The organism is Methylorubrum sp. SL192 (assembly GCF_026672325.1).
GTDB lineage: Bacteria > Pseudomonadota > Alphaproteobacteria > Rhizobiales > Beijerinckiaceae > Methylobacterium > Methylobacterium extorquens.
Genome location: NZ_JAPPQV010000003.1, coordinates 615,520 through 638,121 on the forward strand (window position 1 = coordinate 615,520; position 22,602 = coordinate 638,121).

A 22,602-nucleotide genomic window follows, 5' to 3' on the forward strand; every position below is an offset into this window, starting at 1 on the left:
GACGCGGCGGGCAGGACGCCCGCGACATCGTGCATCGCGGGCGGGACGCACCCGCCCCGAGGAAGGCGAGACCGGATGACGGACGAGGAGCGCATGGCCTTCCCCGAGGGGTGGGAGGCTTTCACCGATCCGGGCTTCATCGCCCATGTCGGGCCGGTCTATCACCGGACGGTCGAGGGCACGAAAGCGTTCGCCTTCCGCACCGACGAGCGGCACGGCAACCTCGTCGGCATCGTCCATGGCGGCATGCTGCTCACCTTCGCCGACCGGGCGCTCAGCATCGTCGTGCGCGACGCCTGCGACGGGGCCCGCGCGGTGACGATCGAGATGTCGAGCCAGTTCGTCGGCGCGGCCCAGATCGGCGACCTGATCGAGACGGTGCCGGAGATCGTGCGGAAAACCGCGTCCCTCGTCTTCGTGCGCGGCACGCTCACCAGCGGCGGCCGGCCTCTGGCGGCGGTGACGGGAATCTGGAAGGTTTTGCGGGACAAGCCCGGCGACAAATCATGACCCAGAGCACACCCGACGATCCGGCGCTCGCCCGCCTCAGCGCCGCCCTCGGCGAGATCGGCAAACGCGGCCTGCCGCCGGTGGAGCGCTGGAATCCGGAGCATTGCGGCACGATCGACATCCGCATCGCCGCCGACGGCACGTGGTTCCACGACGGCTCGGCGATCCGGCGGCCGAAGCTGGTCAAGCTCTTCGCCTCGATCCTGCGCAAGGAGCCCGACGGCTCGACCGTGCTCGTCACACCGGCCGAGAAAGTCCGCATCACCGTCGAGGACGCGGCATTCGCGGCCGTGGAGATGGCGGTGGAGGGCGAGGGCGAAGGCCGCCGCATCGCCTTCCGCACCAATGTGGACGACCTCGTCTCGGCCGATGCTGACCATCGCTTGCGCTTCGAGGACGGGGCGGAGGGTCTCAAGCCCTACCTCCATGTCCGCCGCGACCTCTGGGCCCTGGTCACCCGCCCCCTCACCTACGATCTCGTGGAGATGGGCGAGGAGTGCGAGATCGACGGGCAGAGGTGGTTCGGGCTCTGGGCCGGAGGGCATTTCCACCGCATCGCCCCGGCCGAGGCGGCGTGAGGCTGTCCCAGGCGGCCGGGCCCGTGGCGGACGGGCTCGCGGAGGATTTCGCCCTCGATGCCTTCCTGGCGCGGGCGGAAACCCGCTTGAGCCACGTGCCGCCGGGGCCGGGCGTGCCGTTGTCGAACCCGCGCGGCGACCACGACCTCCAGCCGGAGGGTTTTTCCGTTGCGCCGGCCACACCCCACCGGCCCGCGGCGGTGCTGGTGCCGGTCATCGACCGTCCCGGGGGGCCGACGCTGCTGTTCACGAAGCGGGCGGCGCATCTACGCGACCATTCGGGGCAGGTCGCCTTTCCCGGCGGCAAGGTCGATCCGGAGGACACCACGCCGATCGACACCGCTTTGCGCGAGGCCTGGGAAGAGATCGGACTTGAGAGCGACGCCGTGCGCCCGCTCGGCTATCTCGATCCCTATCTCTCGGGCACCGGCTTCCTCGTGATGCCGGTGGTCGGGCTCGTGGCGCGCGATGCCGTGCTGCGGCCGAACCCGGCGGAGGTGGCGGCCGTGTTCGAAGTGCCGCTCGCCTTCCTCATGGACCCGGCGCGGCATCTCGTCCGTTCAGCGGAATGGAAGGGCCGGACGCGCTATTTCTACGCCATCCCCTTCGCCGAGCACCTGATCTGGGGCGTCACGGCAGGGATCGTGCACAACCTCCAAGAACGCCTTTATCCCTGAACGTCTTGATCCCTGAACGCCTCGACGCTTGACGGGCGCCCCACGGCCCCTCGCAGATTGCGCCATCCATGCTCCGCCTCGTCCTTCAGGAAATCCTCCTGTTCTCCCTGCCCTTCCTGGCCTTCGCGGGCTGGCTGCTGTTTGCCCGACGCTCGCCGCTCGACCATACCGAGTGGAAGCCGCACTGGACGCGGCTGATCCTGGCCGGGCTGTTCATCGTCATCGCCTCCCTCGTCGCGGTCGGCCTGCTCGGGCAGCGCACCCACGACGGCTACGAGCTGCCGCGTTTCGAGAACGGCCGGCTGGTGCCGGGCCATTTCCGATGATCACCGACACGCGGCCCTCATCCGTTGCCCCGCCGCTGGTCGCGGACGGGCCGGCCCGCCTCCTGGCGCGGGCGGGCGTGCAAGCCTGCCTTGCGGCACTCGATGCGCCGGGCGAGGAAACGCGTCTCGTCGGCGGCTGCGTGCGCGACGCGCTGCTGGGCACCATCGTCGCCGACATCGATCTTGCCACCACGCTCCGGCCCGAGGCCGTGATGGCCTGCGCCCGCACCGCCGGGATCAAGGCGGTGGGCACGGGGATCGAGCACGGCACGGTCACCCTCGTCGTCGGCGGCGAGCCGCACGAGGTGACGACCCTGCGCGAGGACGTGGAGACCGACGGGCGCCACGCGGTGGTGCGTTTCGGCCGCGACTTCGTTCGCGATGCCGAGCGGCGCGACTTCACCATCAACGCCCTCTCGCTCGACGCGGAGGGACGCCTGCACGACACGACCGGGGGTGTCGCCGACCTCGCCGCCGGCCGGGTGCGCTTCATCGGCGACGCGGCGACCCGCCTGCGCGAGGATGCCTTGCGGCTGCTGCGCTTCTTCCGCTTCCACGCCCGCTACGGGAGCGGCGCACCGGACGCGGAGGGCCTCGCCGCCTCCGTCGCCGCGCGTGATAGCCTCGACCGGCTCTCGCGGGAGCGGGTGCGCGCCGAGTTCCTGAAGCTGCTGCTAGCGCCCCGCGCCGTCGATGCGGTGGCGATCCTGAGCGAGACCGGCCTGCTCCCCCGCATCCTCGGCGGCGTCGGCGAACTGGGCCGGCTCGCCCGCTGCGCGGCGGCCGAGCCGCACCTCGACGCCACCGCGCGCTTCGCCGCGCTCGCGGTGCGGACGATCGAGGACGCGGACCGGCTGCAGGCGAGCCTTCGTCTGTCGCGGGCCGAGCACGCGCGCCTCACCGGCTACGCCATCGCCCTCGCGGCCCTGCACGACCGGCCGGTGATCGAGGCCGACGCGGTGCCGGCTCTCGTCGCCACCTATGGCGCCGGGCCCCTGCGTGAGTTGCTGATCGCCCTCGACGGCGAGCCGCGCCCGCGCGCGACGCCGGAGGCGCGCACCAAACTCAACCGGATGGAAGCCGCCGGCACGCGCCCCGTCCTCCCGGTCACAGGCGCCGACCTCGTGGCGCGCGGCGTAGCGCCGGGCCGGGCGGTCGGTGCGGGGTTGCGGGCGGCCCGGGACCTCTGGCTCGCCAGCGGATGCCCGGACGATGCGCAGGCGCGCGAGCGGCTGATTGCGCGGGCGCTGGAAGCCGCGACAGCGCCGTAGACGGCTTTCTTGGCAGCGTCCGCAAGCACGATCCCGGCGCAAAAACAAAAAAGGCGCCGGTTTCCCAGCGCCTTTCCGAATTTCGAAGCTCTGACGAAAATCAGCGGCTCAGCGTGTTCTTGGCTTCCTGCATCTGAACGATCTGGGCGTTCAGCGCCTCGCGCTTGGCGAGATCCTGGGTCGCGTCGCGGACGAGTTCCACCGCCTCGATCTCCCGGTCGATCATGCCGGGGGTGACCTCCTCGATCGGCGCGGCGCGCTCGGCCAGAACCGTCACGCTCTTCGGTCCGATATCGGCAAAGCCGCCCTGGACGTAGATGCGCATGCCGTTGCCGGTCGTCTCCGTGACGGTGATGACGCCGACCTTGAGGGTGGTCAGCACCGGGGCATGGCCCGGCAGCACGGTCATCTCGCCCTCGGAGCCGGGAAGCTGCACGGCCTCGACTTCGCCGGAATACAGCGTCCGCTCGGGGCCGACGAAATCGAAGTGGAAGGTGGCCATCGTCAATCAGGTCCCGAGGTTGGATGTCAGCGCCGGCTGCGGTCGGCGACGAAGCCTGCTCCGAAGCCGATCACGGCGCCGATCAGGGCGAACAGCCCGACATGCTGGAGCTGGCCGGTGGTCAGCTCTCCGCCGCGTGCGCCCACCGCCGAGTCCTTGTCCTGGATCTCGACGCTGAGCGGACCGAGCTTGAGCTCGGCGGCCTGCGGCCGGGTCAGGTAGCCGACGAGGCCCCCAACCACGACGCCGACGAGAAGGAGAACGACCTTGGCGTTCACGATCGTTCCCGCGCCCGTGCCTTAGAGCATTGTCCTGGATATCGGATCCAGGACAATGCTCTAGCCTTTTGTTCTTGCATCATCTTGTTCCGAAAGCCGGTAACCACCTTTCGGGATGATGCCTTAGGCGGCCGCGAGCTTCTTGGCCTTTTCCTGGGCGTCCTCGATCGTGCCGACCATGTAGAACGCCGCCTCGGGCAGGTCGTCGTACTTGCCTTCGACGAGGCCCTTGAAGCCCTTGATGGTGTCTTCCAGCGGCACCTGGATGCCCGGCGAGCCGGTGAAGATCTCAGCCACCGAGAAGGGCTGCGAGAAGAAGCGCTCGATCTTGCGGGCGCGGGCCACCGTCAGCTTGTCCTCTTCCGACAGCTCGTCCATCCCGAGGATGGCGATGATGTCCTGAAGCGACTTGTAGCGCTGCAGCGTCTGCTGGACCTTACGGGCGACTTCGTAATGCTCTTCGCCGAGGATGGCGGGCGACAGCATGCGCGAGGTCGAGTCGAGCGGATCGACGGCCGGGTAGATGCCCTTCTCGGCGATCGAGCGCGACAGCGTCGTGGTCGCGTCCAAGTGGGCGAAGGAGGCGGCGGGCGCCGGGTCGGTCAGGTCGTCGGCCGGGACGTAGATCGCCTGCACCGAGGTGATCGAGCCCTTGGTCGTCGTGGTGATGCGCTCCTGCAGGGCGCCCATGTCGGTGGAGAGCGTCGGCTGATAGCCCACCGCCGAGGGGATGCGGCCGAGCAGCGCCGAGACCTCGGAGCCGGCCTGGGTGAAGCGGAAGATGTTGTCCACGAAGAACAGCACGTCCTGGCCCTGGTCGCGGAAGTCCTCGGCGATGGTGAGGCCGGTGAGCGCGACGCGCGAGCGGGCGCCGGGGGACTCGTTCATCTGGCCGTAGACAAGCGCGCACTTGGAGCCCTCGGCCGAGCCGCCGTTCTCCTTGGGGTTCTTGTTGACGTTGGACTCGATCATCTCGTGGTAGAGATCGTTCCCCTCGCGGGTGCGCTCGCCGACGCCGGCGAAGACCGAGTAGCCCGAGTGAACCTTGGCGATGTTGTTGATCAGCTCCATGATCAGCACGGTCTTGCCGACGCCGGCGCCGCCGAACAGGCCGATCTTGCCGCCCTTGGCGTAGGGGGCGAGCAGGTCGACGACCTTGATGCCGGTCACCAGGATCTGCGACTCGGTCGACTGATCGGTGTAGGGCGGGGCGGGCTGGTGGATGGCGCGCAGGGTGTCCGACTGGATCGGGCCGGCCTCGTCGATCGGCTCGCCGATGACGTTCATGATGCGGCCGAGCGTGTTGTGGCCGACCGGCACCTTGATCGGCGCGCCGGTGTCGCGGACTTCCTGGCCGCGGACGAGGCCCTCGGAGGTGTCCATCGCGATGCAGCGGACGGTGTTCTCACCGAGCTGCTGGGCGACTTCGAGAACGAGGCGGCTGCCCTGGTTCCGGGTCTCGAGCGCGTTCAGGATTTCCGGCAGGTGGTCGTCGAACTGCACGTCCACGACGGGACCGATGACCTGGGTGATCTTGCCCTTGGCGCCGGTCGTCTGCAGGGGGGAAGCGGTGTTCGCCATTGCGATGATTCCTTTATGCGGCGGTCAGAGCGCTTCCGCGCCCGAAATGATCTCGATGAGTTCCTTGGTGATCATGGCCTGACGCGTCCGGTTATAGATCAGCGTCTGCTTCTTGATCATCTCGCCCGCGTTGCGGGTCGCCGAATCCATGGCGCTCATGCGTGCGCCCTGCTCGGAGGCGGCGTTCTCGAGCAGCGCCCGGAAGATCTGGACGGTGAGGTTCTTCGGGAGCAGCGTCTCGAGGATCGTCTCCTCGTTCGGCTCGAATTCCATCGCGGCATCGGAGCCGGCGCCCGTGGCGGCAGCGCCCTCGGCCGTCGGCAGCTCGGCCGGGATGAGCTTCTGCGCCGTCGGGATCTGCGAGATCACCGAACGGAACTCCGAGTAGAACAGCGTCGCGACGTCGAACTCACCGGCCTCGAAGCGGGCGAGGATGTCGTCGGCGATCTCGGCGGCGAAGGGGTAATCGACCGGCTTGTTGCCGCGGATGTCGCGCGAGGCGATGATCTGGTCGCGGAACTGCCGGCGCAGGACGTCGAGGCCCTTCTTGCCGACCGTCATGATCTTGACGGTCTTGCCGTCGGCCATCAGCCGGTTGGCATGGTCGCGGGCCAGACGGGCGATCGAGGAGTTGAACGCGCCGGCCAAGCCGCGGTCGCCGGTGCAGACGACGAGCAGGTGCACCCGGTCCTGACCCGTGCCGGAGAGCAGGCGCGGAGCGCCGACGCCGCCGATCAGGTTGCCGGCGAGATTGCCGAGCACCTGGGCCATTCTCTCGGCGTAGGGACGCCCGTTCTCGGCGGCATTCTGGGCGCGCCGTAGCTTTGCGGCGGCGACCATCTGCATCGCCTTGGTGATCTTCTGCGTCGCCTTCACCGAGGTGATGCGGTTCCGCAGATCCTTCAAGCTGGGCATCGGTGGGCGTCCGGGTCCGTTCGGAAGGGCCTCTCCTCACCCTGCGGGGAGGAGCCGGAGGTCGGGGTGGCTCAAGCGGCGCCGGAAGCTTCGTCCGGCACCGCCCGACCCCTGTCCCCTCCCGCGGGCGGGAAGGGACGTGCGTTCGTCAGGCGAACGGCGTGTTCTCAGGCGAACGCTTGTTCTTAAGCGAACGACTTGGCGGTGGCCTCGACCACGCCCTTGAGCGTGTTGGCGTTGGCGTCCGACAGGTCCTTGGAGTCGCGCACCGCGTTCAGCCAATCCTGGTGCTTCGAACGCAGGGTGCCGAGGAGCTGCTCCTCGAAGGCGCGGACCTTACCCACCGGAAGCTTGTCGAGGTAGCCGTTGACGCCGGCGTAGATCACCGCGACCTGCTCTTCCATCTTCAGCGGCGAGAATTGCGGCTGCTTCAGGAGTTCGGTGAGGCGCGCGCCGCGGTTGAGCAGACGCTGGGTCGAGACGTCGAGATCCGAGCCGAACTGCGCGAAGGCCGCCATCTCGCGGTACTGCGCCAGCTCACCCTTGATCTTGCCGGCGACCTTTTTCATCGCCTTGGTCTGGGCCGAGGAGCCCACCCGCGAGACCGAGAGGCCGACGTTCACCGCCGGGCGGACGCCCTGGTAGAACAGGTCGGTCTCAAGGAAGATCTGGCCGTCGGTGATCGAGATCACGTTGGTCGGGATGTAGGCCGAGACGTCGTTGGCCTGGGTCTCGATCACCGGAAGCGCGGTGAGCGATCCGTTGCCGGCGGCGTCGCCCATCTTGGCGGCGCGCTCGAGCAGGCGCGAGTGGAGGTAGAACACGTCGCCCGGGTAAGCCTCGCGGCCCGGCGGGCGGCGCAGCAGAAGCGACATCTGGCGGTAGGCGACGGCCTGCTTGGAGAGGTCGTCATACACGATCACGGCGTGCATGCCGTTGTCGCGGAAATACTCGCCCATGGCGCAGCCGGCGAACGGCGCGATGAACTGCATCGGCGCGGCGTCCGAGGCGGTGGCGGCGATGACGATGGAGTATTCCAGGGCGCCCTGGTCCTCCAGCACCTTCACGAACTGGGCCACCGTCGAGCGCTTCTGGCCGATGGCGACGTAGACGCAGTAGAGCTTGGCGTTCTCGTCCGCGCCGGCATGGGCCGACTTCTGGTTGAGAATGGTGTCGAGCGCGATGGCGGTCTTGCCGGTCTGGCGGTCGCCGATGATCAGCTCGCGCTGGCCGCGGCCGACCGGGATCAGGGCGTCGATCGCCTTGAGGCCGGTGGACATCGGCTCGTGCACCGACTTGCGCGGGATGATGCCCGGCGCCTTCACGTCGACGCGGCGACGCTCGGTCGACTGGATCGGGCCCTTGCCGTCGATCGGGTTGCCGAGGCCGTCGACCACGCGGCCGAGCAGACCCTTGCCGACCGGTACGTCCACGATGGAGCCGGTCCGCTTGACGGTCTGGCCTTCCTTGATCTCACGGTCGGAGCCGAAGATCACGACGCCGACATTGTCCTGCTCGAGGTTGAGGGCCATGCCGCGCACGCCCGACTCGAACTCGACCATCTCACCGGCCTGGACGTTGTCGAGGCCGTAGACGCGGGCGATGCCGTCGCCGACCGCGAGCACCTGCCCGACTTCCGTGACCTCGGCCTCTTGGCCAAAATTCTTGATCTGCTCTTTCAGGATCGCGGAGATCTCGGCGGCGCGGATGTCCATCGTCGGGCCTCTTTAAAGGTCTGGGGCTGTCTGTTCGGCTGTCGGGAGGTTCGCGAGGGTCTGATCGAGACCGCTCAGCGGGCTTCCCGCATGGCGAGGCGAATGCTGTTGAGCTTGGTCCGGAGCGAGGCGTCGACCATGCGCGAGCCCATCTTGACGACGATGCCGCCGATCAGGCTCGGGTCGATGTGGAGATCGAGATCGATCTCGCTTTTGGCGACGTCGCGCAGCGAGGCCTTGATGTCCTCGATCACCGCGTCCGAGGGCTTCTCGGCGACGCGGACCTCGGCGCGGATGATGCCCTTGGATTCACGCACCTTCTCGCGATAGGCGCGGATCATGCCCGGCAGGGCGAAGAGGCGGCGGTTGGCCGCCGTGAGCTTGATGAAGTTGGCGGCCAGACCCGAGATTCCCGCCCGATCGAGCAGGGCGCCGATGGCAGCCGTCTGCTCCGCGGCCGAGTAGGCCGGGCTCCGCACGAGGCGGCGCAGGTCGTCGCTCTCGCGATAGAGCGCGTCGAACGCGTCGAGGTTCTTCGCGACGTCATCGACCTGACCCTGATCGTGAGCCAGTTCGTACAGGGCCAACGCGTAGCGGCCCGCCACACCGGCCAACAGGGGACCCTCGGAACCGTTCTGCGCCACCCGTCGCTCTCTCTTGTCCTTGCCCGCCGGCCCCTCATGCTCGAACTCGCCTTGCGGCGACGGCGTGAGACCCGTGGGGATTGGAATTGCACCGGGCTCGGAAGGCCTTGATCGGTCTCCCCGCGGCGCGGCTGTCGCCTAGCATGCGTTCCGAGGGGGCGCAAGGCAACGTTAGGGCGATGATGGAGCGCTTTCGCGGCATGGCGAACCGCCGCGCGGGATCACGGCGGACCCTGCGCGGCGTTCGTCGAGCCCCGTCCGAGCCCCGTCAGATCCAGCCCTGCAATTCCCGGCGCACCACGTTCTCGATCACCCGCATGCCGAGGTCGGAATCGTTGAGGCAGGGAATGAAGGCGTATTTCTCGCCGCCATTCTCCTCGAAATAGTGGCGGTTCTCGCCGTCAAGTTCCTCCAGCGTCTCCAGGCAGTCGGCGGTGAAGCCCGGCGCCACGATCGCCATGCGCTTGACGCCGGACTTGGCCAGCGCCTGCACGGTCTCGTCGGTATAGGGCTTGAGCCATTCCTCGTTGCCGAAGCGGGACTGGAAGGTGACCCGCATCCGCTCGGGCGTGTAGCCCATCGCCTCGCGGATCAGCCGGCCGGTCTTGAGGCACTGGCAATGGTAGGGGTCGCCCTTGAGCAGGTAGCTCTTGGGCACGCCGTGGAACGAGGTGAGGATCACCTCCGGCTCGAAATCGAGCTTGGCCAGCCCCTCGCGGATCGATTGGGCCATGGCTTCGATGTAGACGGGATCGTCGTGGTAGGGCGGCGAGACCCGTACGGTCGGCTGCCAGCGCATCTGCATCAGGGCCTTGAAGGCCTGATCGCAGGCGGTGGCCGAGGTCGCCGCCGCGTATTGCGGATAGAGCGGCACCAGCAGAATGCGGTCGCAGCCCTGGTCGAGCAGCGCCTGGATGCGCAGGCTCACCTCCGGCTTACCGTAGCGCATCGCCCAATCGACCACGACGGAATCACCCATCGCCGCCTGGAGCTTCTCGCACTGGCCGCGGGTGATCGTCTTGAGCGGACCCTCGTCGCGCTCGTTGTTCCAGATGCTGGCGTAGTCGCGGCCCTTCGGCCCCGGCCGCTTGGTCAGGATGATGAGATTGAGCAGCGGCCACCAGATCAGCCGCGGCACCTCGATCACCCGGCGGTCGGAGAGGAACTCCTTGAGATAGCGGCGCATCGGCCAGTAGCTCGTGCCCTCGGGGGTGCCGAGATTCATCAGCAGCACGCCGACGCGGCCGGTCCGCACCGCCGGGTGGTCGGGCGGCAGGGCGGTGGGCGCGACCGGCACGGGATCGCGCAGGAGGGTGTGAGGTTCGACGCGTTCGTTCATCGGGTTTCCGGTCACGGGCTCCCCGCCTCCCTCAATGCGGCAAGCGATCCGGTTGTGCGGACCGGCCGTTCGATCTAGAGCAGGCGGCTTTTCAAGGCCAAGGCTCACCCGAGAGAGAACACTCTTGCGGGGAGTCCGGCCCGAATCTCGGCAAACCCTTTGCCCGAAATCGCTCCGGAGGCCAGCGCGACATGCCGTCCCCCCGCTACTTCCTGAAGCACTTCGTGCCGTTCACCGGCTACCCCTACGAGGGGGCGCCGGCCGCGTGCAACCTGTGCGGATGCCGCGACGCCGTCACCGTGGCCGAGACCGACCGGCGGCTCAAGACCCTGCGCTCGATCGCCTGCCTGCAATGCGGCCTGATCCGCACCGATCCGATGCCGACGCCGGACGAGCTGGCCGAATATTACTCGACCGCCTACCGCGCCGATTACCAGCTCGCCTTCGCGGGCGGGCCGCCGCGCCACCATCTCAACCGCTCGGCCCGCGAGGCGACGTTCCGCGCCGACCTGCTGGCGCCGAAGCTGAAGGCGGGCGCGCAGCTGCTCGATTTCGGCTCAGGCTCCGGCGAGTTCCTGGCGGAGGCCAAACGGCGCGGCTGCGAGGTGATCGGCGTCGAGCCCGGCCGCGACTACGCGACCTTCGCCCGGACGCATCACGGCGTCGAGGTGCTCGACGAGGCCGAGGACCCGAACCGCTTCCCCGCCGGCCATTTCGACGTGATCTCCACGCACCACGTGCTGGAGCATCTGCGCAACCCGGCCGAGACGATGGAGCGGCTGGCCGGCTGGCTGAAGCCCGACGGCATCCTCTACGCGGCGGTGCCGAACATGGCCGCCACCGGCAAGCCGCCGCACGAGCGCTTCCACTTCGCCCATGTCCACGGCTACGTGCGCGAGACCTTCGACCTGCTGGCCCGCCGCGCCGGCCTCGTGCCGCATACCGAGTATTGGCGCGAGGACACCACGGTGGTCTACCGCAAGACCGATGCGCCCGCCGTGCCGCTGAAAAATCCCGGCCTCGCGGACCGGCTCGCCGTCGATCTGAAGCCGATGTCGGCGGGGCTCTACTTCGCCTCGGGCGCCTGGATCTGGCCGGCGCTGCGGCGCAACGCCAAGGCGGTGCGGGACGGGATGAGCAAGGACGGGCTCACCAAGCGCTGAGCCGGTGATGCGCCCGAGCCGCCGCGAGACCGTCGTCGGGCTTGGAACCGGGCTTCTTGGCGCGGGTCTCCTCGCAGCCGGCACCGGTACGGCGCTGGCCGGCACGCCGACCTTCACCCTGCTCCTCGTCAACGACATCTACGCGATGGACGCGGTGGAGGGGCGCGGCGGCTTTGCCCGGCTCAACGCGGTGGTGAAGGCCGAGCGCGCCCGCGGCGCGCCGCTGCTCTATGCGCATGCCGGCGACAGCTTCTCGCCCTCGCTGATGTCGGGCTTCGACCGGGGCGCGCATATCGTCGAACTCTTGAATCTGGCACCCCCCGACGTGTTCGTGCCGGGCAATCACGAGTTCGATTTCGGCCCCGCGGTGTTCGCCGAGCGCCGGAGGGAGGCCCGCTTCCCCTTCCTCGCCGCCAACCTGCGCGGGGCGGACGGCCAACAACTGCCCGGCATCGAGGATGCGCGGCTGATCGAACTCGGTGGCATCCGCGTCGGCCTCGTCGGCATCGCTCTGGAGGCGACGCCGGAAAAATCGCAATCCGGGACCTTACGCTTCGGCCCCGAGATCGAGACCCTGGCGCGCGAGGCGGACGCCCTGCGCAAGGCCGGGGCGCAGATGATCGTCGGGATCGCCCACACCGCGCGAGTCACCGACGACGCGATCGTGCGTGCGCGCCTCGTCGATATCCTGCTCTCGGGCCACGACCACGACCTCGTCGTGCGCGACGACGGGCAGACGGTGATGGTCGAATCGAGCCACGACGCCCATTACGTCACCGCGATCGATGTCTTCGTCACGGGGACCGGCGACGGGCCGGTGCGCTGGCGCGCCGCCTTCCGCATCCACGACACCGCCGAGGTGACGCCCGATCCGGACACGCTCGCCGTGGTGCGCCGGCTCGGGGGCGAGCTGTCGCGGGAGCTCGACGTCGTGATCGGCACGACGCTAGGCGCGCTCGACAGCCGGATCGCCTCGGTGCGGGTGCGGGAAGCGAGCTTCGGCGATCTCGTCGCCGACGCGGTGCGGGTGGGCACAGAGGCCGAGATCGGCCTGATGAACGGCGGCGGCATCCGCGGCGACCGACTCTACCCGGCGGGCACCAGCCTGACGCGGCGCGACATCCTCAGCGAACTGCCCTTCGGCAACACCACCGTGCTCGTGGCGATCGACGGGGCGACCCTGCGCGAGGCCCTGGAGAACGGGTTTCGCGATCTCGGCCGGCCGTCCGGCCGGTTCCTTCAACTCTCCGGAATGGTGGTGACGCTCGACCCGAACGCACCGCCGGGCCGGCGCGTCGTGTCGGCGACGGTCGGGGGCGCCCCCCTGGACGACGCCCGCATCTACCGCGTGGCGGCCAACGACTTCATGCTGCGCGGCGGCAACGATTACGGGATGCTGGCTCAGGGCCGCGTCCTGATCGGCGGCACCGACGGGCGGCTGCTCGCCAACGAGGTGATGGCCTATATCCGCACCCACGCGCCACTGCCGGCCGAGACCGGAGGGCGGATTCGGCTGCTGCCGTGAAAACCGGCCTGATACGGTTTCCGCTTGATCAAAGCGGGAACCGTATCGGTCAGCCCGCGCGGCGCTTGAGGAGGGCACCCATCGCGCCAGCGCGATGGGATCCCACCGAAGCCCAAATCCGCCATCCCGGAGGGATCAAACGGATTTGGTATGAGAGGGGACTTCACGTGACCGGACCCGTCGAGGCCGCACTTGCCGCCTTCCGCGCCAGCGGCTCCCCCTGGCTCGACCTGCCCTTCTTCCGGGAGGGCGCGGCGGATCGGGTCGCGAAAAAGGTCGATGCGCGCGTCGCGGCCGGGGCGACAGTGCTGCCGGAGCCCGCCGCGATCTTCCGGGCGCTGACGCTGACGCCTCTGCCCGCGGTGAAGGCGGTGATCCTCGGCCAGGACCCCTACCCCACGCCGGGCGACGCCAACGGGCTCGCCTTCTCCTATGTCGGCCCGCGCCGCCTGCCGGCCTCGCTCAAGGTGATCCTGGCCGAACTCGCTCCCGAGGGGGAAAAGCCCGACCTCTCGACCGGCGACCTCACGCCCTGGGCGGAGCGCGGGGTCCTGCTTCTGAACGCGGCGCTCACGACGGAGGCCGGCAAGTCCGGCGCGCATCTGCGGTTCGGCTGGTCGCAGCTCACCGACGAGGCGGTGGCCGCCGTCTCCGCCCGCGACGCGCCGGCGGTGTTCCTGCTCTGGGGCGCCCAGGCCCGGGCCCGCGAGGCGCTGATCGACACCAGCCGCCACGGCGTCATCGCCTCGGGCCACCCCTCGCCGCTCAACCGCGCCCGCGACTTTCCGGGCTCGCGGCCGTTCGACCGGGCGAATGCGTGGCTCGAATCGCAGGGCCGCGCGCCGATCGACTGGCGGTTGGGCGAGGGCTGAGACCGCGTCGTCGCGACGATGCGAGGGTCTGCTTGGCGTCCTTCCCGGACCTTCGAGCGGGCACAGGCGCAAGACCGGTTTGGACGGAAAGCGGACCATAGGAAGCGGTCACGGCCAGCGCACGCCCCGCTTGACAGCACCCCTATCGCCGGTATCCCTACGACCTATGGGGAAGGCGATCTCCTCACGAGGCTAAGGCCAAAGCATCGCGTCCCTACTGCACTGGTTGCAAGGACGCGCCATGGCTACGCTCACCACCATCTCCGTTGAAAAACTTGCGCGCCTAATCGGCACTCCCGGCTGCCCGGCCATTGTGGACGTGCGCACCGACAAGGCGTTCCTCGCCAACCAGCGCCATGTGCCGGGCTCCCTGGCCCGGGCGCCCGACCGAGTCGCCGAGTGGGCACCCCGACTGCACGGCAGGTCGGTCGTAGTCGTGTGCGAGGATGGGCGTCGGAACAGCCATGGGGTCGCCGCTTGGCTGCGCAGCGCCGGCGTCGACGCCGAGGCGCTCCAAGGCGGCTTGGCGGATTGGGCGGCCGCCGAACGGCCCATGGTTCCGGCCGACAAGATCCGCAACCGCGACGCGCAGGGCCGCACCGTCTGGGTCACGCGCGCACGGCCCAAGGTCGACCGCATCGCCTGCCCATGGCTCATCCGCCGCTTCGTCGATCCGGACGCGGTCTTTCTCTTTGTGCCGCCGAGCGAGGTTGTCGGCGTCGCGGAGCGGTTCGAGGCCGCCCCGTTCGACATCGACGACCCCGGCACCTTCTGGAGCCACCGGGGCGATCTCTGCACCTTCGACGTCATGGTCGAGGAGTTCGGCCTCGCCACGCCGCCGCTCCTGCACCTCGCGACCCTCGTGCGCGGGGCCGACACGGGCCGGCCGGATCTCGCACCCGAGGCCGCCGGCCTGCTCGCGGCCTCGCTCGGCCTGTCGCGCATCTACGCGGACGACCTCGCCCAGCTCGACGCCGGGATGCTCCTCTACGACGCCTTCTACCGCTGGTGCCGCGACGCCACGGAGGAGACGCATAACTGGCCGACCAACAAGCCCAAGGAGAGAGCCTGACCATGGCCGCGACGGCACGCATTCAGACCGAGCCCGGCGCGGCCGCCTCGGAAGCGCCGCTGCCCGTGACCCTGGCCGAGGCGGTGCCGGTCTGGGCCCGCATCGCCGCGCTCTCGTTCGGCGGCCCGGCCGGGCAGATCGCGATCATGCATCGCATCCTCGTCGAGGAAAGGCGCTGGATCTCGGAGAACCGGTTCCTGCACGCGCTGAACTTCTGCACGCTCTTGCCCGGACCCGAGGCGCAGCAGCTCGCGACCTATGTGGGTTGGCTGATGCACGGCCCCCGCGGCGGGCTCGTCGCGGGCGGGCTATTCGTTCTTCCGGGCGTCGTTGCCATCATGGGCTTGAGCTGGGTCTATGCCCTCTACGGCAACGTCGGGTTCATCGCGGGCCTGTTCTTCGGCCTGAAGGCGGCGGTGCTCGCCATCGTGCTCCAGGCCGTGATCCGGATAGGCAAGCGGGCGCTCAAGGGTCCCGTGATGCTTGGGCTCGCCGCAGCGGCCTTCGTGGCGATCTTCTTCCTCAACGTGCCCTTCCCGCTGATCGTGCTGACGGCGGGTGTCATCGGTTACTTCGGCGGCCGGGCCGGGCTGCCGCAGTTCAAGGCCGGTGGACACGGGGCCGGCGGCAAGGTCGTGGAGGGTCCCTTCCTGCTCGACGACCACGAGCTTCCGCAGGAGCGGGCCGCCGCCGGGCACACGCTGCGGATGCTGCTGACCTGGGGTGCGATCTGGCTTGTGCCGGTCGCTGCCCTCCTGCTCGCCCTCGGGCCGGACGACGTCTTCAGCCACATCGCGGTGTTCTTCTCCAAGATGGCGATGGTGACCTTCGGGGGCGCCTACGCGGTGCTCTCCTACGTCGCCCAGCAGGCGGTGGAGCATTACGGCTGGCTGAAGCCCGGCGAGATGCTCGACGGCCTCGGTATGGCCGAGACCACGCCCGGGCCGCTGATCATGGTGACGCAGTTCGTGGGGTTCCTGGCCGCCTACCGGGCACCAGGCGCGTTGCCGCCGCTCGTCGCCGGCACGCTCGGGGGGCTGCTCACCACCTGGGTGACCTTCGCGCCCTGCTTTCTCTGGATCTTCGTCGGCGCCCCTTACGTCGAGCGCCTGCGCGGCAACCAGGCGCTGGCCGGTGCGCTCTCGGCGATCACGGCGGCGGTTGTCGGGGTGATCCTCAACCTCGCGGTCTGGTTCGCGCTGCACACCATCTTCGCTGAGACGCGACCGTTCACGGCCGGGCCGATCCGGTTCGACCTACCGATTCTGTCGAGCCTGAACCCCTGGGCCCTCATGCTCGCGGCGGCGGCGGTGCTGGCGGTGTTCCGGTTCAAGGCCGGCGTGGTCCAGACGCTGCTGGCCAGTGCGGCAGCCGGCGTTGTCCTGCACCTCGTCGGTGCCGTGTAGCGCGGCTTCACGGAACGCGATTGCCGGCACGACGGCCGCCGTAGGAGCTGGCGGCCGATCGCACGGCGACCAAGGCGCCCAAAAAGAAACCGCCCCCGGCCTGAAGGCGCGGGGGCGGTTCTGATCGGACCGGGTATGCCGGTGTCAGGCGGCGATCTTGGTCGCGGTGACGGCGATGTTCTCGTTGGCCAGCGTGACAGCATGGGCCGGGCGGGCGACGGGCTGGAAGCTGGTCAGTTCGCCGGCGGAGGTATGCACGCCCTCGGAGCCGAAGCGCTCGGCCAGCAGCACGACGAGGGTCACGTTGGCGATGGCGGCGGCGAGAACGACGAGGGCGATCATGGCGGGCAGGTCCGTTGCTGCGTTGCGATGAGCCCTCTATCGCACCGCACTTCGGTATCTGGTATACCAGATACCGAAGCTCCAACATGCCACCGGCGCATAACTCGGCGCCCGCCGGCCTCTACCCATTCCCTCAGGGCTTCTTAGTCTCACCCGCGGCCGGCGTCGCGGTGCTGCCGGCGCGCTCGACCTTGGCCGCCTCGCGCAGCTTCACAATCGTGTCCTGCTGCGCCTTGCGGGTGAGGTACTGGTCGATCTGCTCCTTCATCTCGTCGAAGGCCGGCACCGGCTTCGTCCGCTTCTCCTCGACGCGCAGCACGTGCCAGCCGAACTGGGTCTTCACGGGATCGGAGACCTGCCCCGGCGTCATCTTGAAGGCGGCGTCGGCGAAGGGCTTCACCATCCGCTCCTGGCTGAACCAGCCGAGATCGCCGCCCTCGGTCTTAGAACCGGGGTCCTTCGAAACCTCGCCCGCGATCTTGGCGAAATCCTCGCCGCCCTTGACGCGTGCGGCGATCTTCTTCGCCTCGTCCTCGCTCTCGACGAGGATGTGGCGGGCCCGCACCTCCTCCTCGGGCTTCATCGACTTCACGGTCTGTTCGTAGAGCGCCTTGGCGGCCTCGGGCGTCACCGCCTTCTTGGCCTCCCGTTCGAGGTAGTCGTCGAGCAGGAGCTTGTCGCGGAAATAGGCGAGCTTGCGCTTGAACTCGGGCGCGTCGCCGACCTTGGCAGATTCGGCCGCCTGCGCGCCGACCTTGAGATCGACCATGTAATCGACGAGCAGGTTCTGCTTGGCCCCCTCGTCGACGCCCGGCAGCGACAGCGCCGGATCCTCGGCAGCGATCGCGAGGTCGGCGGCGGTGATCGCCTGACCGTTGACCCGCGCCACCACCGTCTCCGGCGGAACCGCCGCCGGGATGGGAGCGGGCGCGCTGGGCGTCTTCTGGCCCGCAGGCGCCTGAGCCAGGACGGCGCCCGGCAGGGTGAGCATCAGCGCGAGGGCGCTCGCGCGCCGGAGGGAGAACGGAATCGGCATCGGAAGCGTCGTTCCTTGGCGTCGTCCCCGCCGGGCCGGTTTAGCGCCGTCCGGCTTCGTCCCGCGGGGCTCGTCGGGAATGCGGCAGGCGCCGCGAAGCGCGACACAGGTGGAACCTCTTCCGGGCAAAGGCAAGCGTGGCCTTGATGGCCGCGCGGTCTCGTGACCGCGGGTCGATGCGGCCGTCGCGCGAAGAGCGGTGGCGCGGCCTGTCGGGCGCGAAGAGCGCCGCGCGGAGCGGGCTTTACAGGACTTTGGGTCCGGAAAAGCGTCGAGCGGAGCGAAAGCTTGAGCCCGCGGCGGCGGGCGCCGGCGATCGAGGCTGGCCAAAAACCCGGACCGGGCGACCTCTTGGTTATCCGGTCCGGCACTACCGGATGCGCCTGCGGATATTTACCTCTATAAGCCCGCCCAACACAGGCCGGCGGCGCCCGAAACTGCCGCCCGCGACGACCTCACGACCGCAGGTTCACGATGCTCGGTGCCCTCGCCAAGAAGATTTTCGGCTCGTCCAACGACCGCCGCGTCAAGGGTTTTCGCCCACGCGTCGCGGCCATCAATGCCCTCGAACCGGAAATCAGCGCCCTTTCCGACGAGCAGCTGCGCGCCCGCACGCAGGCGTTCCGCGACCAGCTCGCGGCCGGCACCCGTCTCGACGACCTGCTGGTGCCCGCCTTCGCCACCGTGCGCGAGGCGGCCAAGCGGGTGCTCGGCCAGCGCCACTTCGATGTGCAGATGATCGGCGGCATGGTGCTGCACGAGAGCGGCATCTCGGAGATGAAGACCGGTGAGGGTAAGACCCTGGTGGCGACGCTGCCGGTCTATCTCAACGCGCTCGAGGGCAAGGGCGTCCACGTCATCACCGTCAACGACTACCTCGCGTCGCGCGACGCGGAGTGGATGGGCCGGGTCTACCGCTTCCTCGGGCTCACCGTCGGCACCATCGTGCACGGGCTCGACGACGGGCAGCGCAAGGAAGCGTATGCCTGCGACATCACCTACGGCACCAACAACGAGTTCGGCTTCGACTACCTGCGCGACAACATGAAGTACGAGCTCTCGCAGATGACGCAGCGGGGGCACCACTTCGCCATCGTCGACGAGGTCGATTCGATCCTCATCGACGAGGCGCGCACGCCGCTGATCATCTCCGGCCCGGTGGACGACCGCTCGGAGCTCTACGTCGCGGTCGACACCGTCATGCCGCGCCTGACGCCCGAGCATTACGACCTCGACGAGAAGCAGCGGCAGGTCTCGCTGACCGAGGCCGGCAACGAGTTCATCGAGGAGGAGTTGCGCGCCGAGGGCATCCTCAAGGAGGGCGACCTCTACGACGCGCATAACGTCACCATCGTCCACCACGTGAACCAGGCGCTTCGCGCCCACACCCTGTTCACCCTGGACAAGGACTACATCGTCAAGAACGACGAGGTCGTCATCATCGACGAGTTCACCGGCCGCATGATGCAGGGCCGGCGCTACTCGGAAGGCCTGCACCAGGCGCTGGAGGCCAAGGAGCGGGTGACGATCCAGCCCGAGAACCAGACGCTCGCCTCGATCACCTTCCAGAACTACTTCCGCCTCTACAAGAAGCTCGCCGGCATGACCGGCACCGCCTCGACCGAGGCCGACGAGTTCGCCGAGATCTACAAGCTCGACGTGGTCGACATCCCGACCAACAAGGAGGTCGAGCGCGTCGACGAGGACGACGAGGTCTACCGGACCGTCGAGGAGAAGTACGAGGCGATCATCAAGGAGATCGACAAGGCGCATGCGCGCCACCAGCCGATCCTGGTCGGCACCGGCTCGATCGAGAAGTCCGAGCTGATCGGCGAACTCCTGAAGAAGGCCGGCTACACGCTGCTCGACTATTCCGACCCGAACGCGCTCACCGACGTCTACAAGGCCGCCCGCGAGAACCGGGTCACCAAGCGCTTCGCGGTGCTGAACGCCCGCTTCCACGAGCAGGAAGCCTACATCGTGGCCGAGGCCGGCGTGCCCGGCGCCATCACCATCGCCACCAACATGGCCGGCCGCGGCACCGACATCAAACTCGGCGGCAACCTCGAGATGCGCATCGAGAAGGAACTCGGGCAGATGCCCGAGGGCCCGGAGCGCGACGCTGCGATCGAAGCGCTGAAGGCCGAGATCGCCGAGAACCGCGCCAAGGTGCTGGCCTCGGGCGAGAAGGCCGACCCGGAGGCGGGCCGGAAGAAGGATCTACCGGGCGGGCTCTACATCATCGGCACCGAGCGCCATGAATCGCGGCGCATCGACAACCAGCTGCGCGGCCGCTCCGGCCGCCAGGGCGATCCGGGCCGCTCGAAGTTCTACCTGTCCCTCAAGGACGACCTGATGCGGATCTTCGGCTCCGACCGCATGGACGGGATGCTGCAGCGGCTCGGCCTGGAGCAGGGCGAGGCGATCATCCACCCCTGGATCAACAAGGCGATCGAGAAGGCGCAGCAGAAGGTCGAAGCGCGCAACTTCGACATGCGCAAGAACGTGCTCAAGTACGACAACGTGATGAACGACCAGCGCAAGGTCGTGTTCGAGCAGCGCCGCGACCTGATGGGCCAGGACAGCGTGCGCGAGACCGTGGACGAGATGCGCCACGGCGTGATCGACGACTTCGTCGCCGTGCACATCCCCGAGAACGCCTATGCCGAGCAGTGGGATGCCGAGGGGCTGAAGCACCGTGCGCTCGACGTGCTCGGCCTCGACCTTCCGATCGAGGAGTGGGTCAAGGAAGAGGGCATCGCCGACGAGGAGATCCGCGAGCGCCTGCGCAAGGCCTCCGACGAATCCTACGCCGCCCGCGTCGAGCGCAACGGCGCGGAGGTGATGACCTATGTCGAGAAGCAGGTGGTGCTGCAGGTGCTCGACCACCTCTGGCGCGAACACCTCGTCACCCTCGACCACCTGCGGCAGGTCATCGGCTGGCGCGGCTTCGCCCAGCGCGACCCGCTCAACGAGTACAAGTCGGAGGCGTTCGAGCTGTTCAACGGCCTCGTCACGGCCCTGCGCGAGCAGGTGACCGCCCAGCTCTCGCATGTCGAGATCATGCAGCAGCAGCCGGAGGGCTTCGCCGATGGCGGGTTCGAGAGCGCCGGCTTCAGCGAGCCGCAATTGCCGCCGATGTTCCCCGAGCACCGCGACCCGGTGACCGGCGAGAACGAGTTCGCCTTTGCCGGCTCCGGCAGCGACGGCGGGGCGGGCGGCGCCTACGGCTTTGCCGCGCGCGAACTCTCCGCGGACGCGGCCGTGCTGGAGCGCAATCCCGACGACGCCTCCACCTGGGGCCGGGTCGGCCGCAACGAGCCCTGCCCCTGCGGCTCGGGCAAGAAGTACAAGCACTGCCACGGCCGCTTCGCCACCGAGGCGTAAGCCTACGGTGAGCGGCGCGCCCGCCTACGGACTGGAGCCGGATATCGACGCGGAGACCTTTCGGGGTGTCCTCGTCGAATCCGGGCTCGAGCCGTGGCGGCCGGACGAAGACCTCGGCATGCCACGCGTCCCGCACGCCTTCCGCTACGACCGGGAGCGGTGACGGGTCAGGGCTCCTCGGCCGACAACACCTCCAGCACCGCGTGCGCCGCCGCGATGCGCGCTGGCATCGGAAACGCGCGGTTGGCCAGCATGACGAGGCCGATGCGTTTGGCCGGCACGAAGGCGACATAGGCGCCGAAGCCGTTGGTGGAGCCGGTCTTGTCGAACAGCGTGACCCCCGTCGGCCTCTGCGGCGGGTCGAGCCGCGCGGCGGGCTGCGCCTCGAACCGCATCGGCTCGGCATTGCCGGCCTGAAGGCCCTCCAGCGAGATCGGATAGGGAAACTGCTCCCAGCCGAGCCCCTGCACCATCGCGCCGACCCTGAAATACCCGATCTGCGTGCCCTGAACCGCCTGCCGCATCGGCGGGTCGAGGCGGGTGGGGTCGAGATGGGCCTCGACGAAGCGAATCATGTCGGCGGCACTGGATTTGACGCCGTAGGCCTCCCCGTCGAGGACGCCCGGATTGACCCGGATCGGCGTGCCATCCTTGCCGTAGCCCCAGGCGTAGCGCTCGCTCTCCGACGCCGGCACGCGGATGAAGCTGTGCTTCAGGCCGAGCCCCGGAAACAGCCGGGTTTCCATCAGCTCGGCGAAGTCGCCGCCCATGGCCGCCGCGGCGGCCGCTCCGAACAGGCCGAGGCTGGGATTGGAATAGAGCCTTTGCGTTCCGGGTGGCGTGGAGGGTTGCCAGCGGCGAAAGTAGGCGATCATCGCCGCCTCGTCGGCCACCGCATCGGGGAATTGCAGCGGCAGGCCGCCCGCGCTGTAGGTGCCGAGATCGAGCAGGCTGACGCGATCGAGCGCGCTGCCCCGCAGCGACGGCAGGAACCGGCTCGGCGCATCATCGAGCGAGAGCCGGCCGAGTCCCTGGGCGTAGGAAACGAGCGTCGCCGTGAAGGTCTTGCTGACCGAGCCGATCTCGAACAGCGTGTCCCGCGTCACCGGCCGCTGCCGCTCCCGGTCAGCGAGCCCGAAGGTGAAGACGGTGGAATGTCCCTCTCGCGTCACGGCGACAGCGATGCCGGGCACGTCGTATGCCTTCAGGAGCGGGCGGTAGGCCTGCTCGACCGCGGCGGCGACCGGCGCCGACGGGTCGGTGGCCAGAGCGGGCGCCGTGACATGCGGTAAGCCGCTCAGGACAAGGGCGGCCAGCACGCGCTTTCGCATTGCGGAGATGGCGCGTTTCCTTCTTGGCTAGAGCATCATCCCGAAAGGTGGATCGCGGCTTTCGGAAAAAATGATGCGCGAACAAGAGCTTCGCGCATCGTCCTGGATCCGGTTCCAGGACGACGCGCGAAG

The 22,602-nt window shown here is 68.9% G+C and carries 22 protein-coding genes; 12 read left to right on the forward strand and 10 right to left on the reverse strand.

Features of this window, described 5'->3' with window-relative positions; translation table 11 throughout:
• Window positions 1–75 precede the first annotated feature (75 nt).
• The 5 genes from OVA30_RS03685 to OVA30_RS03705 all read left to right on the forward strand — a co-directional run bounded on the left by OVA30_RS03685 (window position 76) and on the right by OVA30_RS03705 (window position 3,362).
• Window positions 76–510 (forward strand): PaaI family thioesterase, encoded by a 435-nt coding sequence (locus OVA30_RS03685; protein ID WP_268174650.1) that lies wholly within the window; start codon window positions 76–78, stop codon window positions 508–510.
• Window positions 507–1,088, forward strand: a complete 582-nt coding sequence (locus OVA30_RS03690; RefSeq protein ID WP_268174651.1) for a DUF1285 domain-containing protein — start codon at window positions 507–509, stop codon at window positions 1,086–1,088. The genes OVA30_RS03685 and OVA30_RS03690 overlap by 4 nt, the downstream gene beginning before the upstream one ends.
• The gene (locus OVA30_RS03695) at window positions 1,085–1,765 is read left to right on the forward strand and encodes a CoA pyrophosphatase (RefSeq protein ID WP_268174652.1); all 681 of its coding nucleotides are present in this window, start codon (window positions 1,085–1,087) and stop codon (window positions 1,763–1,765) included. The genes OVA30_RS03690 and OVA30_RS03695 overlap by 4 nt, the downstream gene beginning before the upstream one ends.
• 68 nt (window positions 1,766–1,833) lie before the next feature.
• On the forward strand, window positions 1,834–2,091 hold the full coding sequence (locus OVA30_RS03700) for a DUF6111 family protein (RefSeq protein WP_268174653.1): 258 nt from the start codon (window positions 1,834–1,836) through the stop codon (window positions 2,089–2,091).
• On the forward strand, window positions 2,088–3,362 hold the full coding sequence (locus OVA30_RS03705; protein ID WP_268174654.1) for a CCA tRNA nucleotidyltransferase: 1,275 nt from the start codon (window positions 2,088–2,090) through the stop codon (window positions 3,360–3,362). The genes OVA30_RS03700 and OVA30_RS03705 overlap by 4 nt, the downstream gene beginning before the upstream one ends.
• 100 nt (window positions 3,363–3,462) lie before the next feature.
• Here the strand turns inward: OVA30_RS03705 and OVA30_RS03710 are convergent, their stop codons facing one another.
• From OVA30_RS03710 to hemH, 7 genes are all read right to left on the reverse strand, one after another.
• On the reverse strand, window positions 3,463–3,864 hold the full coding sequence (locus OVA30_RS03710) for a F0F1 ATP synthase subunit epsilon (RefSeq protein WP_003597663.1): 402 nt from the start codon (window positions 3,862–3,864) through the stop codon (window positions 3,463–3,465).
• A 26-nt stretch (window positions 3,865–3,890) separates the two neighbouring features.
• Window positions 3,891–4,142, reverse strand: coding sequence for a hypothetical protein (locus OVA30_RS03715; protein WP_003597664.1), 252 nt, complete (start codon window positions 4,140–4,142; stop codon window positions 3,891–3,893).
• A gap of 123 nt (window positions 4,143–4,265) precedes the next feature.
• Complete coding sequence (gene atpD, locus OVA30_RS03720; protein ID WP_003597665.1) at window positions 4,266–5,723, reverse strand: F0F1 ATP synthase subunit beta; 1,458 nt, start codon at window positions 5,721–5,723, stop codon at window positions 4,266–4,268.
• Between the two features lie 24 nt (window positions 5,724–5,747).
• The gene (locus tag OVA30_RS03725) at window positions 5,748–6,638 is read right to left on the reverse strand and encodes a F0F1 ATP synthase subunit gamma (RefSeq protein WP_076644267.1); all 891 of its coding nucleotides are present in this window, start codon (window positions 6,636–6,638) and stop codon (window positions 5,748–5,750) included.
• Between the two features lie 185 nt (window positions 6,639–6,823).
• Entirely contained in the window at window positions 6,824–8,353 is a 1,530-nt protein-coding gene (gene atpA, locus OVA30_RS03730; protein ID WP_003597667.1) for a F0F1 ATP synthase subunit alpha, read from the reverse strand.
• 74 nt (window positions 8,354–8,427) lie between these two features.
• Window positions 8,428–8,997, reverse strand: coding sequence for a F0F1 ATP synthase subunit delta (locus OVA30_RS03735; protein ID WP_076644266.1), 570 nt, complete (start codon window positions 8,995–8,997; stop codon window positions 8,428–8,430).
• A gap of 268 nt (window positions 8,998–9,265) precedes the next feature.
• Window positions 9,266–10,336 carry a ferrochelatase gene (gene hemH / locus OVA30_RS03740; RefSeq protein ID WP_012253087.1) on the reverse strand — a complete coding sequence of 357 codons (1,071 nt, stop codon included), beginning with the start codon at window positions 10,334–10,336 and terminating at the stop codon, window positions 9,266–9,268.
• 191 nt (window positions 10,337–10,527) lie between these two features.
• Between hemH and OVA30_RS03745 the strand changes: the two genes are divergently transcribed.
• The 5 genes from OVA30_RS03745 to chrA all read left to right on the forward strand — a co-directional run bounded on the left by OVA30_RS03745 (window position 10,528) and on the right by chrA (window position 16,374).
• A complete protein-coding gene (locus tag OVA30_RS03745; protein ID WP_003597672.1) occupies window positions 10,528–11,499 on the forward strand; it encodes a class I SAM-dependent methyltransferase in 972 nt (323 codons plus the stop codon).
• Window positions 11,500–11,506: 7 nt separating this feature from the next.
• On the forward strand, window positions 11,507–13,024 hold the full coding sequence (locus OVA30_RS03750; protein WP_268174655.1) for a bifunctional metallophosphatase/5'-nucleotidase: 1,518 nt from the start codon (window positions 11,507–11,509) through the stop codon (window positions 13,022–13,024).
• Between the two features lie 167 nt (window positions 13,025–13,191).
• Window positions 13,192–13,896 (forward strand): uracil-DNA glycosylase, encoded by a 705-nt coding sequence (locus tag OVA30_RS03755; RefSeq protein WP_268174656.1) that lies wholly within the window; start codon window positions 13,192–13,194, stop codon window positions 13,894–13,896.
• Between the two features lie 241 nt (window positions 13,897–14,137).
• Complete coding sequence (locus OVA30_RS03760) at window positions 14,138–14,968, forward strand: sulfurtransferase/chromate resistance protein (RefSeq protein WP_268174657.1); 831 nt, start codon at window positions 14,138–14,140, stop codon at window positions 14,966–14,968.
• A gap of 2 nt (window positions 14,969–14,970) precedes the next feature.
• Complete coding sequence (gene chrA / locus OVA30_RS03765) at window positions 14,971–16,374, forward strand: chromate efflux transporter (RefSeq protein ID WP_182569286.1); 1,404 nt, start codon at window positions 14,971–14,973, stop codon at window positions 16,372–16,374.
• Between the two features lie 144 nt (window positions 16,375–16,518).
• Here chrA and OVA30_RS03770 read toward each other — a convergent pair whose 3' ends face one another.
• Both OVA30_RS03770 and OVA30_RS03775 read right to left on the reverse strand, forming a co-directional pair.
• The gene (locus OVA30_RS03770) at window positions 16,519–16,716 is read right to left on the reverse strand and encodes a hypothetical protein (protein WP_003597681.1); all 198 of its coding nucleotides are present in this window, start codon (window positions 16,714–16,716) and stop codon (window positions 16,519–16,521) included.
• Window positions 16,717–16,849: 133 nt separating this feature from the next.
• A complete protein-coding gene (locus tag OVA30_RS03775) occupies window positions 16,850–17,752 on the reverse strand; it encodes a peptidylprolyl isomerase (RefSeq protein WP_268174658.1) in 903 nt (300 codons plus the stop codon).
• Window positions 17,753–18,226: 474 nt separating this feature from the next.
• On the opposite strand from OVA30_RS03775, the gene secA reads away from it, so the two are divergent.
• Window positions 18,227–21,139: a preprotein translocase subunit SecA gene (gene secA, locus OVA30_RS03780; protein ID WP_015822097.1), complete on the forward strand. Its 2,913-nt coding sequence runs from the start codon at window positions 18,227–18,229 to the stop codon at window positions 21,137–21,139.
• A gap of 7 nt (window positions 21,140–21,146) precedes the next feature.
• Window positions 21,147–21,302, forward strand: a complete 156-nt coding sequence (locus OVA30_RS03785) for a hypothetical protein (RefSeq protein ID WP_268174659.1) — start codon at window positions 21,147–21,149, stop codon at window positions 21,300–21,302.
• Window positions 21,303–21,306: 4 nt separating this feature from the next.
• Here the strand turns inward: OVA30_RS03785 and ampC are convergent, their stop codons facing one another.
• A complete protein-coding gene (gene ampC, locus OVA30_RS03790) occupies window positions 21,307–22,470 on the reverse strand; it encodes a class C beta-lactamase (RefSeq protein WP_326493606.1) in 1,164 nt (387 codons plus the stop codon).
• Window positions 22,471–22,602 lie beyond the last annotated feature (132 nt).

Coding starts and splice junctions, on each gene's coding strand:
- atpA (WP_003597667.1), bottom strand. CDS start 8,353: ATGGACATCCGCGCCGCCGAGATCTCCGCGATCCTGAAAGAGCAGATC.
- OVA30_RS03690 (WP_268174651.1), top strand. CDS start 507: ATGACCCAGAGCACACCCGACGATCCGGCGCTCGCCCGCCTCAGCGCC.
- secA (WP_015822097.1), top strand. CDS start 18,227: ATGCTCGGTGCCCTCGCCAAGAAGATTTTCGGCTCGTCCAACGACCGC.
- OVA30_RS03770 (WP_003597681.1), bottom strand. CDS start 16,716: ATGATCGCCCTCGTCGTTCTCGCCGCCGCCATCGCCAACGTGACCCTC.
- OVA30_RS03775 (WP_268174658.1), bottom strand. CDS start 17,752: ATGCCGATTCCGTTCTCCCTCCGGCGCGCGAGCGCCCTCGCGCTGATG.
- OVA30_RS03710 (WP_003597663.1), bottom strand. CDS start 3,864: ATGGCCACCTTCCACTTCGATTTCGTCGGCCCCGAGCGGACGCTGTAT.
- ampC (WP_326493606.1), bottom strand. CDS start 22,470: ATGCGAAAGCGCGTGCTGGCCGCCCTTGTCCTGAGCGGCTTACCGCAT.
- OVA30_RS03700 (WP_268174653.1), top strand. CDS start 1,834: ATGCTCCGCCTCGTCCTTCAGGAAATCCTCCTGTTCTCCCTGCCCTTC.
- OVA30_RS03705 (WP_268174654.1), top strand. CDS start 2,088: ATGATCACCGACACGCGGCCCTCATCCGTTGCCCCGCCGCTGGTCGCG.
- OVA30_RS03750 (WP_268174655.1), top strand. CDS start 11,507: ATGCGCCCGAGCCGCCGCGAGACCGTCGTCGGGCTTGGAACCGGGCTT.
- OVA30_RS03725 (WP_076644267.1), bottom strand. CDS start 6,638: ATGCCCAGCTTGAAGGATCTGCGGAACCGCATCACCTCGGTGAAGGCG.
- OVA30_RS03760 (WP_268174657.1), top strand. CDS start 14,138: ATGGCTACGCTCACCACCATCTCCGTTGAAAAACTTGCGCGCCTAATC.
- atpD (WP_003597665.1), bottom strand. CDS start 5,723: ATGGCGAACACCGCTTCCCCCCTGCAGACGACCGGCGCCAAGGGCAAG.
- hemH (WP_012253087.1), bottom strand. CDS start 10,336: ATGAACGAACGCGTCGAACCTCACACCCTCCTGCGCGATCCCGTGCCG.
- OVA30_RS03745 (WP_003597672.1), top strand. CDS start 10,528: ATGCCGTCCCCCCGCTACTTCCTGAAGCACTTCGTGCCGTTCACCGGC.
- chrA (WP_182569286.1), top strand. CDS start 14,971: ATGGCCGCGACGGCACGCATTCAGACCGAGCCCGGCGCGGCCGCCTCG.
- OVA30_RS03685 (WP_268174650.1), top strand. CDS start 76: ATGACGGACGAGGAGCGCATGGCCTTCCCCGAGGGGTGGGAGGCTTTC.